Raw genomic sequence first — 15,201 nt, forward strand, 5'->3', positions numbered from 1 at the left:
TATGCCTGCCCGGTGCCGACGCGGCACCCGGATGGAGGCGGTCGGGCCGCCCGCCGCTCAGTCGGGCAGGGCCGCCTCGACCGACTCGTGGATGGTGAACACCGTTCGCGCGCCGGTCAGTTCGAGGACCCGCATCACCGTCGGCGCGACCGCCGCGAGACTCAGCTCCAGCCCTTCCCGCTCCGCCGCGATGCGGGTCCTGAGCAGCAGGTTCAACCCGGAGGAGTCACAGAAGGCGACTTCCCGCAGGTCGATGACCACGCCGGCCGGGCGTTGCGCGACCAGCTCGGCGAGCGTCTCGGCGGCCGAGTCCAGCGTCTCGACGTCGAGGTCGCCCACGAGCGTGCAGACCACGGCGCCGCTCTCCGTGGCACGGCTGCGCACCGCCAGGCCCGGCCTGGGTGCCGCGGGCGCCAGGGCCGTGTCGCCCCGGCCGTTGTCGGATGGCATCATCGTCGTCCCCTCCATCGTCCGTGCCCTCCGACCATACGTAGGCTCGGGCCCGTCAGCCAAACAGCGGACCCGTGAGGTGCCTCAGTCGTCCTCGAGGCCCTGCCGCAGCTGCCGCAGCGTGCGGGTGAGCAGCCGGGAGACGTGCATCTGGGAGAGGCCGAGGCGCTCCCCGATCTGGGACTGCGTCATGTCCTCGCAGAACCGCATCGAGAGGATGAGCCGTTCCCGCTCCGGCAGCGCGGCGACGAGCGGCTTGAGCGCCACCAGGTCCTCGACGCGGGCGAGGTCCCGGTCCTCGTGACCGAGACGGTCGGCCAGGGCGCCGGGGCCGTCCTCGTCCTCCGAACTTCCGAGGTCCAGCGAGCCCGCGGTGTGCCCGTTGGCGGCGGCCAGCCCCTGGATCACCTCCTCGACGGGCAGCGAGAGGTGCTCGGCGAGTTCGGCCGGCGTGGGCGCGCGGTCCAGCTCCTGGAACAGCTTGTCCTGGGCCTTGGCCAGCAGGATGCGCAGCTCCTGGAGGCGGCGGGGCACGTGCACGGCCCAGGTGGTGTCGCGGAAGTGGCGCCTGATCTCACCGAGGACGGTCGGCATGGCGAATGTGGTGAATTCCACACCGAGTTCCGGGTCGAAGCGGTCGATGGCCTTGATCAGGCCGACCGCACCGACCTGCAGCAGGTCCTCCTGCGGCTCGCGGTGCGAGGTGAACCGGCGGATGGCGAACCTCACCAGGGAGAGGTTCATCTCCACCAGGGTGTTGCGGACGTACGAGTATTCCCTCGTCCCCTCCTCCAGGGTGGCGAGGCGTCGTAGCAGGACCCGGGTGAGCTCCCGCGCGTCGGCGGGTGCGATCTCCTTCGGATCCACTTCTGCGGGCAGCTCCACTGCGAGCGGCTCCCGGAGCTTTCCGCCGGGTGCGGCTGCGGAGACGAGCAGTTCACCGGTGGGCGTGGGCATGCAAGTCCTTTCCCGAGACGGCTCGACGGGGGCCCTGCTACCCCGGGTCCGCCGATCGATGCAGTCACCCACCGTAAAGGTTTTGTGAAGCCCGTGTCGGAGCCGGATCCGCGGTGCGGTTCCCCCTTCCACGCCGGTGGCGGGAGTTTTCCGGTGCCACGGGCCCTGGGGTAGCCTCCGTTGACGGTACCCACCGCACCCCGGAAAGGCGACCTGAGCCATCCGGCCGGTGCCTTGGTGCGCACGACCGGATGCGGGCTCCGGCCCGGCGTTCTACGGAGGCGACGTTCGATGGCTGGCCCGCTTACGTCCAACGGTTCGCAGCTCCGCCCGCAGGACGGGCCGGACGGCGCGCTGGGGAACGAGCCCGAGCTCCGGCAGTTGCTGGCGGGCCTCACGGCCGTGCGCGACGGCGACTTCAGCACCAAGCTGCCCGACGACGCGAACGGCCTGCTGGGCGAGATCGCCTCGGTGTTCAACGGGATGGTCGACCAACTGTCGCACTTCACCTCGGAGGTGACCCGGGTCGCCCGCGAGGTCGGCACCGACGGCCGCCTCGGCGGCCAGGCGCAGGTGCCCGGAGTGTCGGGCACCTGGGCGGACCTCACCGACTCGGTCAACGCGATGGCCGGCAACCTCACCTGGCAGGTGCGCGGCATCGCCCAGGTGACCACGGCGGTGGCCCGCGGCGACCTCACCCAGAAGATCGAGGTCGACGCGCGGGGCGAGATCCTGGAGCTGAAGAACACCGTCAACACGATGGTCGACCAACTCTCCTCCTTCGCCGGGGAGGTGACCCGGGTCGCCCGCGAGGTCGGCACCGAGGGCATCCTCGGCGGCCAGGCCCGGGTGGTCGGTGTCTCGGGGACCTGGCGTGACCTCACCGACTCGGTGAACTCCATGGCCGGCAACCTCACCGGCCAGGTCCGCGCGATCGCCCAGGTGGCCACCGCGGTGGCCGAGGGCGACCTCTCGCAGAAGATCACCGTCACGGCCCGGGGCGAGATCCTGGAGCTGAAGGAGACCATCAACACGATGGTCGACCAACTCTCCTCCTTCGCCGACGAGGTGACCCGGGTCGCCCGCGAGGTCGGCACCGAGGGGCGCCTCGGCGGCCAGGCCAAGGTCGAGGGCGTCTCCGGCACCTGGAAGCGGTTGACCGAGAACGTGAACGAGCTGGCCGGCAACCTCACCCGGCAGGTCCGGGCGATCGCCGAGGTCACCAGCGCCGTCGCGGCCGGAGACCTGACCCGCTCGATCACCGTGGACGCCTCCGGCGAGGTCGCCGACCTCAAGGACAACATCAACTTCATGGTGGAGTCACTGCGCGAGACCACCCGGGCCAACGAGGAACAGGACTGGCTGAAGACCAACCTCGCCCGCTTCTCCGCCCTGATGCAGGGCCGACGCGACCTCGGCGTCGTCGCCGCGTCCGTGATGGACGAACTCGCCCCGCTGGTCGGCGCCCAGTGCGGCGCCTTCTACCTCGCCGAGGACGGCCCCGGTGGGACGACGCTCCAACTCGTCGGCTCCTACGCCTTCCCCGACGGCGAGCGCCCCACCCGCTTCCGCCTCGGCGAGTCCTTCGTCGGCCAGGCGGCCCGCAGCCGGCGGACCATCGGCGTCGACACCCTCCCCCCGGGCTACCTGGCCGCCGCCTCCGGCCTCGGCCGCACCGAGTCGCTGTCGCTGATCGTGCTGCCGATCGTCGTCGAGGAGCAGGTCCTCGGCGTCATCGAACTGGCCTCCGTGAAGCCGTTCACACAGGTTCACCGGGACTTCCTGGACCAGCTGATGGAGACCATCGGCGTCAACCTGAACACGATCATCGCCAACGCCCGGACCGACGAGCTGCTCGGCGAGTCCCAGCGACTCACCGCCGAACTCCAGGCGAGGTCCGAGGAGTTGCAGGCGCGCCAGGAGGAGCTCCAGTTCTCCAACGCCGAGTTGGAGGACAAGGCGGAGCTGCTGGCGGCGCAGAACCGCGACATCGAGACCAAGAACCTGGAGATCGAACAGGCCCGCCAGGAACTCGAGGAGCGCGCCCACCAGTTGACCCTCGCCTCGAAGTACAAGTCGGAGTTCCTGGCCAACATGAGCCACGAGCTGCGCACCCCGCTCAACAGCCTGCTGATCCTCGCCCAGCTGCTCGCCCAGAACCCCACCCGGAACCTGACCGCCAAGCAGGTCGAGTACGCCGGCATCATCCACTCCGCCGGCTCCGACCTGCTCCAGCTCATCAACGACATCCTCGACCTGTCCAAGGTCGAGGCCGGCAAAATGGACCTGAGCGTCGACGCGGTGCCGCTGCACACGCTGCTCGACTACGTCGAAGCCACCTTCCGCCCGATGACCGGGCAGAAGAACCTCGCCTTCGCCGTCCGGACGGCGCCCGGGGTGCCCGGCGAACTGCGCACCGACGACTACCGGCTGCGCCAGGTGCTGCGCAACCTGCTGTCCAACGCCGTCAAGTTCACCGAGCACGGCCGGGTCGAGCTGCGCATCGAGCCCGCCGCCGAGACCGAACTGCCCGACGGCGTGCGGCGCGGCGGCCCGGTGCTCGCCTTCCGCGTCACCGACACCGGCATCGGCATCGCGCCCCAGCACCTGGAGACCGTCTTCGGCGCCTTCCAGCAGGCCGACGGCACCACCAGCCGTAAGTACGGCGGCACCGGCCTCGGGCTGTCCATCAGCCGCGAGATCGCCTACCTGCTCGGCGGCGCGATCACCGTGGAGAGCACCTTGGGCCGGGGCAGCGTCTTCACCCTCTACCTCCCCGTCGAGCACTCCGAGGTGCCCGCGGCCGAGCCGTCGACGGTCTCCCGGGCGCTGGACGGCACCACCGCACGGCCGTCCGCGGACCGGGTGCACGACGCGGCCGACCACGCCTCCCCCGAGCGGCCGCGGCGCCTCCTGGTGGTAGAGAGCCGGCCCAACGGCCTGCTGACCCTGGTGGCGGAGAACGCCGTCGCCGACCTCGCCCGCTACTCCGCCGGGCACCGGCAGGTCGAGATCGTCACCGCTGTCGGCGCCCAGGAGGCCGCCACCGCCCTCGCCACCGCCCCCTGCCACTGCGTCGTCCTGGAACTGGACCTGCCGGACGGGACGGCCGCGACGCTCCTCGCCGAGATGGGGGTCGACCCGGCCCTGCACACCGTCCCGGTGCTGGCCCACAACAACCGGGGCGTCACCGGCGAGCAGGCCGGCGCGCTCCTGCGGCAGGACGAGCGGCCGCTGGAGCTGATCGCCAGCCTGGACGAGCTCCGCGAGCGGATCGCCCTCCACATGAGCGCCGACCGCCCCGGCGGCGCCCTGCCTCCGGTGCGCGGCTCGGACCGCGTCACGTCCTGGAACTCCGACGCCGAACCGGCCCTCGCCGGCCGGACGGCGCTGGTGGTCGACGACGACGACCGCAACCTGTACGCGATCACCAGCATCCTGGAGCTCCACGGCATGCGCGTCCTCCAGGCCGAGAACGGCCGCGCCGCCCTGGAGTCCCTCACCGCCCACCCCGGGATCGACGTCATCCTGATGGACGTGATGATGCCCGAGATGGACGGGTACACGGCCACCGCGGCGATCCGCGCCATGCCCGAGCACGAGGGCCTGCCGATCATCGCCGTCACCGCCAAGGCGATGATCGGCGACCGGGAGAAGAGCCTGGCGGCCGGAGCGAGCGACTACATCACCAAGCCGGTCGACGCGGACGAGGTGATCAGCCGGATCACGCACCACCTCACGCGGTGACCACCGCCGGAGCAGCAGTCGAGACCCCCAGGAGCCACCACCGTGCAGCACCCTCAGGAGCGACTCGCCACCGGCCGCCCCGCCGCGGCCGAGCCGGGCGTCGAGGCCCCCAGGGTCGGCGCGCAGCGGACCCCGACCGACCAGGAGGCGCCGGCCGCCCAGGAGCCGGAAGGCGCCGCGACGGCCGTCGGCAGGCTCGCCACCACGGTGGAGCGGCTGCGCCAGGAGCTGGACCAGGCACAGGCCGACGCGGCCGGCCGCGCCGTGGTCGAGATGGCCGTCGGCGTCCTGGTGGAGCGGCTTCGCTGCGGCCCCACCGAGGCGGCCCGGCAGTTGGAGAGCCTGGCCGAGCAGGCGGGGGTGACGACGCTGGCGCTGGCCGCCGACCTGGTCAACCAGGTGGCGGCGGACCAGATCTCGGCGCTCGCCCGCGAGTTCGTCGCCGGTGCGGCCGTCCGGCCCGAGGACCCGGTCGCACTCCGGCTGCGCAGCACCGAGGCGGACACCATCGCGGGTGGTGACGCCGCGACGGCCGCACGCTCCATGCTGGAGCACGCCCTGCGTCCGCTCGGGGTGGCCGCGGTGGCCGTCTGGGCGGCCCACCCCGACCTCTCGCTGTCCCTGGCGGGCAGCGCCGGCTTCCAGCCGGAGGAGGCGCGCCGCTGGCGGCACGTCCCGCCGGGCGTCCCGACGCCGGCCCGCCGGGCCCTGGACGAACGCGCCGCGGTCGCCTACCACACCCTCGCCGACGCCTCGCTGCCCTCGATCGGCCAGCACGAGATCAACGGCGGGCGCCTCGCCGTCCCGGCCGGGGTCGGCGGCCGGCTGATCGGCGTGCTGGAGGTCTGCTGGCGCGAGGCGCTGCCCGAGCAGTCCCAACCGCTGCAGCGGCAGTTCGAGGCGCTCGCCGAGGTGGCGGCCGCCACCCTGGAGTCCTGGGACAGCCGGCAGTACGCCGTCGGGGACCCGGCCGACGCGCAGTTCGACGAGTTGCGGCAGCTGACGGACGGCCTCCTCGACCCCTGCCTGGTCCTGCGGGTGGCCCCGGAGGACAACGAGCTCCCGCCGCGGTTCGTGATCCGGCACGTCAACCCGTCCTTCGTCGACTTCGCCGGCCGGCCCACCGCCGCCATCGTCGGCACCCGCCTGCTGGAGGCGTACCCGCTGGCGGCCGAACCGGGAGGGCTGGCCGAGAAGGTCGAGCACGTCTTCGCCACCGGGGAGCCCTTCCGCGCCCAGGGCCTGCGGCTCGCCGCGCTGGTCGACGGGGTGCCGCTGAGCGCCCGGGCGCAGGTGAGCATCAGCCGGCACGGCACCCACCTGGTGGTGGTCTGGCGGCTCGACGACGGCACGCCGAGGGTCGCGCGCCTGCTCCAGCACGCCCAGCGCCTGGGCCGGATCGGCGGCTTCGAGGAGAACCTGCGGACCCGTCAGATCGTGTGGAACGACACCCTGTTCGAGCTGCACGGGCTGCCGCCCACCGCGCGGCCGATCGCCCTCGACCAGCTGGCCGAGCACGCCCACCCGGACGACCGGCACACCATCGGCCGCTTCCTTCGCACCCTCCTGCACCACCGGCGTCCGGCCTCCACCGCCTTCCGGCTGCAGCGCCCCGACGGGGTCACCCGGCACATCCGCGTGGTGGCCGAGCCGGTGCGCGATCCGGACAGCGGGCTGCGCATCGTCCGCGGCGCCTACCAGGACATCTCGGCCCAGCACTGGACGGAGGTGGCGCTGGCCGCCACCCGCGACCAGCTGGCGCAGAGCGAGCAGCAGGCCGCCGAGCGCAGCCGCCTCGCCCTCCAGCTCCAGCACGCCATCATGCCGCCGGCCAGGGGGCCGCTGGACCTGAGCGGCCTGCACGTCGCCGTCCGCTACCGCCCGGCCGAGAAGGACCACCTGGTCGGGGGCGACTGGTACGACGCCCTCGCCCTGCCGACCGGTGACGTCCTGCTGTGCGTGGGCGACGTCGCCGGGCACGGCATCGAGGCCGCCACCGGCATGGTCGCGCTGCGCAACGCCCTGCGCGGCCTGGCCGCCACCGGCGCCGGCCCGGCCCAGCTGCTGAGCTGGCTCAACAGTGTCACCCACCACCTCACCGACAACGTCACGGCCACCGCGGTCTGCGGGCTCTACGAACCCGCCACCCGCCGGCTGCGCTGGGCCCGCGCGGGCCACCCGCCGCCGGTCCTGCTGCGCGAGGGCCGGGCGAGGACGCTCCCGCAGGTCGGCGGCATCCTGCTCGGCGCCCTGGACCAGGCGGAGTACGAGGAGCACGACTTCGTCCTCCAGGCCGGCGACACCCTGGTGATGTACACCGACGGGCTGATCGAGCGCCGAGACGAGTCCCTCCAGGCGTCCCTGACCAACCTGATGACCCTCTCGGAGCGGGCCCACCGCCAGTCGGCCACCAGCGCGGACGGCCTCGAAGGGCACCTGGACCACCTGCTGCAGTACAGCAGCGCCGACACCGACGACGACACCTGCCTGGTGGGGGTGGCCGTCCGCTGACCGGGCCACGGGCCCGTCCCCGCACCCCGCCTACCGGGGTGTCAGGACGGGCCCGGCTCGGGACGTTCAGCCCGTGACCGGCGGGCGGTAGACGGTGAGCGCGGCGGGCGCCTTGGACAGCCGCAGCGCACCGCGCGCGGGGACGCTCTCGCCGTCGACCGCGATGCGGTCGGCGTCGCCGAGGAAGTCCAGCTCCAGGGCGCGCAGCCGGGCGGTCCGGTACACCCGGGAGCGGTCCAGGGTGCCGGACAGGAACGCGGCGGCCAGCCGGGTGCGGGCGAAGGGCCTGCCGCCGTCGACGACCCGGATGTCGAGCTGTCCGTCGGCCAGGGCGGCGCGCCGGGTGGGGGCGAGGCCCGCCGGCTCGTACGCGCCGTTGCCGGCGAACAGCAGCCACAGCCGGTGGGGCCGGCCGTCGGCGTGGACGGTGACCGGTTCGGCGCTCGGCAGCAGCTTGGCCACGGCCACCGCCAGGGCCGGCCACTTGCCGATGCGCTCCTCCAACTTCTCGCGCTGGTGCACGAGTTCGGGGTAGATGCCGAGGCTGAAGGTGTTGACGAAGGTCCGGGCGCCGTCGGCGTCGGCGGCCACTCCGAGGTCCACGCCGACCGCGGTGCCGGCCTCCACGGCCTCGGCGGTGGCCCGGTGGGTGGTGGCGCCGAGATCGAGGGCGAAGTGGTTGAGGGTGCCGCCGGGGAAGACGGCCAGCGGCAGTGCGCGCTCGACGGCCAGGGCGGCGGCCAGGTTGACGCTCCCGTCGCCGCCGCACACCCCGAGCGCGCCGTTGATAGCGGCGGCCCGGTCGGCGGCCTCGGCCAGCATCTTGGCCAGGTCGTCCTGCGGCCCGCACACCCGGACGTCCGCCTCGGGCAGCAGGGCGCGCAGTTCCTCCGCCGTGTCCTCGGGGCCGGCGGCTATCGGAGAGCCGTTGCCGGAGCCGGAGTTGACCACCACGGACAGCCCCTGGCCGCGCGGCAGGGCCGGGGCCGGGCAGGCCGCGGGGGCGGCGGACGGCGGCGCGTCCGACGAACGCGGCCACCACCGCAGGGTGGTGCCGGCCGCGGCCGCACCCAGCGCCGCACCGGCGAGGACGTCGCCCGGGTAGTGCACGCCGGTGTAGACGCGGGAGAACGCCACCGCCGCCGCGAGCGGCGCGACGGCCGCGCCCAGCAGCGGGGACTCGATGGCCACGCCGGTGGCGAAGGCGGCCGCCGAGGCGGAGTGGCCCGAGGGGAACGACGTGGTGACGGGCTGGCGCAGCAGCCGGCGCAGGGACGGAACGCCCTCCAGCGCGGGGCGGGGCCGGCGGGTGGCGTGTTTGGCGACGGTGTTGGCGGTGGCCGAGGCGATGGCGAGCGAGCCGAGTCCGCGAAGGGCCGCGCGTCGCCCGCTGCGCCCGCCGAACACGCCGAGGACGGCGGCGGTGCCCGTCCACAACAGTCCGTGGTCGGCGGCCCTGCTCAGTGCCCGCAGCCAGGGGCGGGTGCCGTGCAGCGGGGCGGCGGCGATGCGGTCGAACAGGGCCCGGTCGATGGCGTCGAGTCGTGAGGTCCCCAATCGTTTCATCCGACGAGCCTAGGCCGACCGGACGGCGGCGCCGGGGAGGACGCCGGCCGGTGTGTCGCGGTGGAGGCGTTGGCGTCTCAGGCGTCCCAGGCGTCGCGAACGTTGTGGGCGCCCTGGGCATCGGGGGCGCGCACCAACGAGGCCGGGGCCGACGCGATCACGCGTCGACCCCGGCCTCGGATTGGTAGCGGGGACAGGATTTGAACCTGCGACCTCTGGGTTATGAGCCCAGCGAGCTACCGAGCTGCTCCACCCCGCGTCGGTGAGACCAACCATAGGCGAGATTCCGGCGAACACGAAATCGCTTTCGACCCGGCCGCCCAGACCACGGGCCGCCGCAGCCCATCCATGCCGGCCGACGTTACTGCTTGACGCGGTGCGTAATACTGTAACGCGCGCGATCCGGGACGGCCGCGAACGGGCAGCGCCGCCCCCTGTCCCCGCAGCTCGGAGCACCCACATGCACCCCTTCCTCGACCACCCGGGGCCGCTCGCCTTCGCGCACCGGGGCGGTGAGCTCGGGCACCCCGAGAACTCGCTCGCCGCGTTCGAGGCCGCTGTGGCACTCGGCTACCGCTACCTCGAAACGGACGTGCACGCCACCGCCGACGGCGTGCTGGTGGCCTTCCACGACTCCCGGCTCGACCGGGTCACCGACCGGAGCGGGGCGGTGGCCGAGCTGCCCTGGGAGGCCGTCCGGCGGGCCCGGATCGGCGGCACGGAGCCGGTGCCGCTGCTGGAGGACCTGCTCGGGGCCTTCCCGGGCGCCCGGTTCAACATCGACGTCAAGGCGGCACCGGCCGTCGGACCGCTGGTCGAGACGATCCGCCGGACCAACGCCTGGGACCGGGTCTGCGTCGGCGGCTTCTCCGACAGCCGCCTGGCCGCCGTCCGGGCCGCCGGCGGGCCCCGGCTGGCCACCTCGCTCGGCCCGCGCGAGGTGGCCCGGCTGCGGCTGCGCTCGCTGGGCGGCCTGCTGCCGTCCCGGGCGGGTCGGGGGGCGCCGTACGCCGGGCTGTGCGCCCAGGTGCCGGAGCGGCACCGGGGCGTGCGGGTGGTCGACCGGGCCTTCGTGCGGGCCGCGCATCGGCTCGGCCTGCAGGTCCACGTCTGGACTGTGGACGATCCCACACGGATCAGGGCTCTCCTCGACCTCGGTGTGGATGGCATCATGGCCGATCGCATCGACGTCCTTCGGGACGTCCTCAGCGAGCGCGGCTGCTGGACGGACGGCAGCACCGGCTCCAGCACGGGGATAGGAGCCGTATGAGCACCACGGACCACCTGCGGGACCACGTGGCGGACGATCCGCCGCGGACCACCGACGACGGCCGCGCCCTGCGCCGGGCGCAGTTCGGCTGGTACGTCAACGACTGGGCCAACGCGGCCTTCTCGGCCACCGTCCTGACGGTCTTCCTCGGCCCGTTCCTGACCGAGGTGGCCAAGAACGCCGCCGACGCGTCCGGCGACGTGCACCCGCTCGGCCTGTCGATCCGCGCGGGGTCGTTCTTCCCGTACACCGTCTCCTTCTCCGTGCTGATCTCGGTCGCGGTGATGCTGATCACCGGCTCGGTCGCCGACCGCACCGGGCGGCACAAGGAGCTGATGTGCGGCTTCGCGTACGTCGGGGCGGTCGCCACGATGGGGATGTTCTTCCTCCAGGGCGACCGCTACCTGCTCGGCGGCGCCCTGCTGGTGGTCGCCAACATCTCGTACGCGGTGTCGGTCGCGCTCTCCTACGCCTACCTGCCGGGCCTGGCCTCCCCCGACGAGCGCGACAAGGTCTCCTCCAAGGGCTGGGCCTACGGCTACGCGGGCGGCGGACTGCTGCTGATCGCCAACCTGGCGCTGTTCGAGGGCCATGACGCGCTCGGCCTCGCCTCCGGCACCGCGGTGCGGATCTGCCTGGCCTCGGCCGGACTCTGGTGGGCGCTGTTCACCCTCGTCCCGCTGCTGCGGCTGCCCTCCCGGGCGGGCGTCGCGCCCGACCGCCCGGCGGCCGCGGCCGGCCGGCCCACCGGCGGCAGCCTGCGCGAACTCGGCCGGACCCTCGCCAACATGCGCCGGCACCCGCTGACGCTGCTCTACCTCGCCGCCTTCCTCTGCTACAACGACGGCATCCAGACCGTCGTCTCGCAGGCGTCGCTGTACGGCAGCGAGGAACTCGGCATGGACCAGACCTCGCTGGTCACCGCCGTGCTGATGGTCCAGGTCGTGGCGATCGGCGGCGCGCTGCTGCTCGGCCGGATCGCCCAGCGGCACGGCGCCAAGCGGACCATCCTCGGCTCGCTGGTCGGCTGGGTCGTCACCCTCGCGCTCGGGTACGTCATGCCCGCCCACCAGCCGGTCTGGTTCTACGTCCTGGCCTGCATGATCGGCCTGGTGCTCGGCGGCAGCCAGGCACTCTCCCGGTCGCTGTTCTCCCACCTGATCCCGGCAGGCCGGGAGGCGGAGTACTTCAGCCTGTACAAGGTCAGCGACCGGGGCACCAGTTGGATGGGTCCGCTGGTCTTCGGCCTCGCCTACCAGATCACCGGCAGCTACCGCTCGGCGATCATCTCGCTGCTGGTGTTCTTCGTGATCGGCTTCGCGGTGCTGGTGAAGGTGCCGCTGCGCCGGGCCATCGAGGCCGTCGGCAACCCGGTCCCCGAGCGGCTCTGACCGCGAGCCACTGCGCTGCCTCGTACCGCTCAAGCGCGCTATTCGGCATCGCATTTGACGGCGAGTCAGCTCATTCCAACCCCTCAGCCCGCCGTCAATGCGGCCGGCAGCGGCCGGGAGTGCAGGATGTCCAGCCGGGAGACCGCCCGGGTCAGCACCACGTAGAGCCTGTGGAGTCCGCGCGGCTCCGCCTCGACGATGGCGGCCGGCTCCAGCACGATCACGTGGTCGTACTCGAGACCCTTGGCCAGGGAGGCCGGCAGCACCGTCACCCGGGCGGTGCTGCCGATCTCCTCGGCCGAGGCGCTCGGGATCGCGGCGGCTCCCAGCGCGGCGGCGACCGCCGCCACCGAGCCGTCGGCGGCGATCACCGCGATGGAGCCCTCCCGCTCCAGCGCGGCGCGCACCGCGACCACCACCGCCCCGGCCGGGTCGTCCGCCTCCCGGATCGCCACCTCGCCGTCCCGGCGCAGCGACACCGCCGACGGCACATCCACGTCGAGGGACTCCAACAGCCGGTTGGCCAGCGCCATGACGGCCGCCGGGACGCGGAAGCCGGTGGTCAGCGACACCAGGGCGGCCTGCGGCTTGCCCAGGTGGGCCAGCTGCTCCGCCCAACTGCGGGCGGCCCAGGGCGCGGTGGCCTGGGCGAGATCACCGAGGACGGTGAGGGAGCCGAAGGCACTGCGACGGGCGATCGCCCGGCACTGCATCGGGGACAGGTCCTGGGCCTCGTCCACCACCACGTGGCCGAAGCTCGCCGGGCGCTCGATCAGCCCGGCGACCTCGTCGAGGAGGACGAGGTCGTGCTCGGACCACGTGGCGCTCCGTTCCGAGCGCGGAGGCCTGCGCCACCGGATCGCCGCCTGCTCCTCGGGCGAGAGCAGGCCGTCGGCCGCCTCGGCCAGCACGGCCGGGTCCCCGAGCAGGGCGGCCACCACGGCTTCCGGGCGCTGCGCGGGCCAGGCGGCCTCCAGGAAGGCCGCGACCGGCCTGCAGCGGCCGACCTTCCGCTGCCAGGCGGCGTTCTGGACACCGGCCCGCCGCTCGGCCTGGTACTGGAGCGCCGCCACCACCCGGGTGCGCACCTTCTCCCGGCCGACGGCGTACGGCAGCGCCTGGTCCCGGATCTCGGCGACCATCCGGTCGAGCCGCTCCGCCGGCACCCGCCAGCGGTAGGAGCCGTCCGGGACGACCAGCGCTTCGGATCCGCTGACCCGGATCCGGCGGTTGAGCGCCCGGCGCAGCACCTCCGCCATCCGTACGTCCTGTTTGACCGCGGCGGCCCGCTGGTCGTCCACCGCGGAGACGACGCGCCCAGCGGCGACCAGGTCCTCCACGGTGCGCTGGGAGACGTCCAGTTCGCCGAGCGCCGGGAGCACCTCGGCGATGTAGCGCAGGAAGGCCCGGTTGGGGCCGATGACCAGCAGGCCACTGCGCTGGATGCGCTGCGGGAAGCTGTACAGCAGGTACGCGGCGCGGTGCAGGCCGACGGCGGTCTTGCCGCTGCCGGGCGCGCCCTGGACGCAGACCGACTCGCTCAACTCGCTGCGGACCAGTTCGTCCTGCTCGGGCTGGATGGTCGCGACGATGTCGCGCATCGGCCCGGTGCGGGGGCGCTCGATCTCGGCGGCCAGGAGGTTGCCGGGGGCCGGGCCGCCTTCCTGGGCACGGTCGAGCCGTTCGTCCTCCAGCCCGGTCAGGTCCTCCGGTGCGCCGGAGCTGCCGGGCGCCCAGCCGAACCGGCGGCGGCGCGCGAGCCCGAGCGGCTCGTGGGCGCTCGCCCGGTAGAACGCCCGGGAGACCGGGGCCCGCCAGTCGACCACCAGCGGCGGCACGGTCGGGTCCTCGGAGATGCGCCGACGGCCCACGTAGTAGCGCTGCCGGCGGTGGCCCCCGGCCTCGGGCGCGTCGTCGAAGTCGAGCCGGCCGAAGAAGGAGGGGCTGTCCGGCAGTTCGCGCATCCGCTTGGCGCGGGTCCGCAGGTAGCGGCCCAGCGCCTCCGCGCTCGCGCCGTCGCCGGAGACGTCCTCGCCGGCGACGACCTGGTAGCCGGCGTCCGCCACCTGCCGGGCCGTCGCCGCCCGGCAGGCCGCCACGTAGGCCCGCTCGCGCGCCAGCTCGCTGTCCAGTCCCGTGTTCTCGGACGTCATCGCTCCCCCGGAGGTCGCTCGGCTGTCGTTCCGAGACCATCGTAACTTAACTCGGTAAAGCTCCTTACTCGGTAATGCATCGGGTGAGGATGGGTGCCGCTCGGGTCAGGAGACAGCGGCTCCTCCCTCGAGCCGGTCGGCTCAGCCGCAAATTCGATTCCGGGCACTGCCCCGCCTGACCTAGATTGAGGCGTACGCGGATGATCACACCCGGGTCATCGCGACCGACCGGCAGGAGACCGCCATGGCAGACACGGTGCAGGAACTGAGCGGTGTGAAGGTGCTCGTGTGCGATTCCGCCGGGCCCGCGATCACCACCGTGCAGGACGCACTGGATCTCATCGGCGCGACCTACCACGGCGCCGAGGTCGTCGCCGTGCCGGCCGACCGGCTGAGCGACGAGTTCTTCGTGCTGAGCACCGGGTTCGCCGGCGAGGTGATGCAGAAGTTCGTCAACTACCAGGTCCCGCTGGCCGTCCTCGGCGACATCTCGCGCCACCTGGAGGCCAGTTCGGCCTTGCGCTCGCTGGTCCACGAGTCCAACACCGGCGCCCACATCTGGTTCCTCCCCGACACCGAGGCCCTCACGGGCCGCCTGGCGTCCCGCGCCTGAGCAACGCCGGAGCCCCCACCGCCGGCGGGCCCGGAGCCGAAGCCGACCGTCGGCCCGGGGCCCGCCGCGGCGCCCCGGCGGAACCGGGGCCGCCGTCAGACGGCCCGCCGCGCGTACACCTCGATCTCGATCCGCATCCGGGGATCGGCGAGACCGCAGACCATCATGGTGGCGGCCGGCCGGACGTCACCGAAGCAGCGCCGCAGCACCGGCCAGCAGGGTTCGAAGTCCGCACGATCGGGCAACAGGTAGCGCACCCGGACCACGTCGGCGAAGCCGCAGCCCGCCTCGGCCAGCGCGGCGCCGATGTTGCGCAGGCACTGCTCGGCCTGCTCCACCACGTCCTCGGAGATCGTCATGGCGGCGTAGTCGAACCCGGTCGTCCCGGACACGTGCACCCACTCGCCGTCCACCACGGCACGGGCATAACCGATCTGCTCCTCGAAGGTCGAACCGCTGAGGATCGCGCGTCGCTCTGTCATGCGCGGAACGCTAGGCGGCCCGCCGTCGATACGTCCAATACACCTCTCGGCACCGCGTGAT

The 15,201-nt window shown here is 73.3% G+C and carries 10 protein-coding genes and 1 tRNA gene; 5 read left to right on the forward strand and 6 right to left on the reverse strand.

Going from position 1 to position 15,201, the window contains the following annotated elements; translation table 11 throughout:
* Positions 1-57: 57 nt before the first annotated feature.
* Entirely contained in the window at positions 58-453 is a 396-nt protein-coding gene (locus tag ACZ4WV_RS10370) for an STAS domain-containing protein (RefSeq protein ID WP_465744824.1), read from the reverse strand.
* A gap of 81 nt (positions 454-534) precedes the next feature.
* Positions 535-1,407 (reverse strand): RNA polymerase sigma factor SigF, encoded by an 873-nt coding sequence (locus ACZ4WV_RS10375; protein WP_465744826.1) that lies wholly within the window; start codon positions 1,405-1,407, stop codon positions 535-537.
* 291 nt (positions 1,408-1,698) lie between these two features.
* On the opposite strand from ACZ4WV_RS10375, the gene ACZ4WV_RS10380 reads away from it, so the two are divergent.
* Positions 1,699-5,154: a HAMP domain-containing protein gene (locus ACZ4WV_RS10380; protein WP_465744828.1), complete on the forward strand. Its 3,456-nt coding sequence runs from the start codon at positions 1,699-1,701 to the stop codon at positions 5,152-5,154.
* A 42-nt stretch (positions 5,155-5,196) separates the two neighbouring features.
* Complete coding sequence (locus ACZ4WV_RS10385) at positions 5,197-7,665, forward strand: SpoIIE family protein phosphatase (RefSeq protein WP_465744830.1); 2,469 nt, start codon at positions 5,197-5,199, stop codon at positions 7,663-7,665.
* A gap of 66 nt (positions 7,666-7,731) precedes the next feature.
* Here the strand turns inward: ACZ4WV_RS10385 and ACZ4WV_RS10390 are convergent, their stop codons facing one another.
* Together ACZ4WV_RS10390 and ACZ4WV_RS10395 are read right to left on the reverse strand one after the other, a co-directional pair.
* Positions 7,732-9,231 (reverse strand): phosphatase PAP2 family protein, encoded by a 1,500-nt coding sequence (locus tag ACZ4WV_RS10390; protein WP_465744832.1) that lies wholly within the window; start codon positions 9,229-9,231, stop codon positions 7,732-7,734.
* A gap of 182 nt (positions 9,232-9,413) precedes the next feature.
* Positions 9,414-9,490, reverse strand: a tRNA-Met gene (locus tag ACZ4WV_RS10395).
* A 201-nt stretch (positions 9,491-9,691) separates the two neighbouring features.
* Here ACZ4WV_RS10395 and ACZ4WV_RS10400 point away from each other — a divergent pair.
* Entirely contained in the window at positions 9,692-10,501 is an 810-nt protein-coding gene (locus tag ACZ4WV_RS10400; protein WP_465744834.1) for a glycerophosphodiester phosphodiesterase, read from the forward strand.
* Positions 10,498-11,892, forward strand: coding sequence for an MFS transporter (locus ACZ4WV_RS10405; RefSeq protein WP_465744835.1), 1,395 nt, complete (start codon positions 10,498-10,500; stop codon positions 11,890-11,892). Before ACZ4WV_RS10400 ends, ACZ4WV_RS10405 begins: the two co-directional genes overlap by 4 nt.
* An 83-nt stretch (positions 11,893-11,975) precedes the next feature.
* Here the strand turns inward: ACZ4WV_RS10405 and ACZ4WV_RS10410 are convergent, their stop codons facing one another.
* Positions 11,976-14,045 carry a HelD family protein gene (locus ACZ4WV_RS10410; RefSeq protein WP_465744837.1) on the reverse strand — a complete coding sequence of 690 codons (2,070 nt, stop codon included), beginning with the start codon at positions 14,043-14,045 and terminating at the stop codon, positions 11,976-11,978.
* Between the two features lie 244 nt (positions 14,046-14,289).
* Here ACZ4WV_RS10410 and ACZ4WV_RS10415 point away from each other — a divergent pair, with 244 nt between their 5' ends.
* Positions 14,290-14,658, forward strand: coding sequence for a DUF4180 domain-containing protein (locus ACZ4WV_RS10415; RefSeq protein WP_465744839.1), 369 nt, complete (start codon positions 14,290-14,292; stop codon positions 14,656-14,658).
* A 95-nt stretch (positions 14,659-14,753) separates the two neighbouring features.
* Here the strand turns inward: ACZ4WV_RS10415 and ACZ4WV_RS10420 are convergent, their stop codons facing one another.
* Entirely contained in the window at positions 14,754-15,140 is a 387-nt protein-coding gene (locus ACZ4WV_RS10420) for a RidA family protein (RefSeq protein ID WP_465744840.1), read from the reverse strand.
* Positions 15,141-15,201 lie beyond the last annotated feature (61 nt).

The organism is Kitasatospora sp. NPDC029312 (assembly GCF_055569215.1).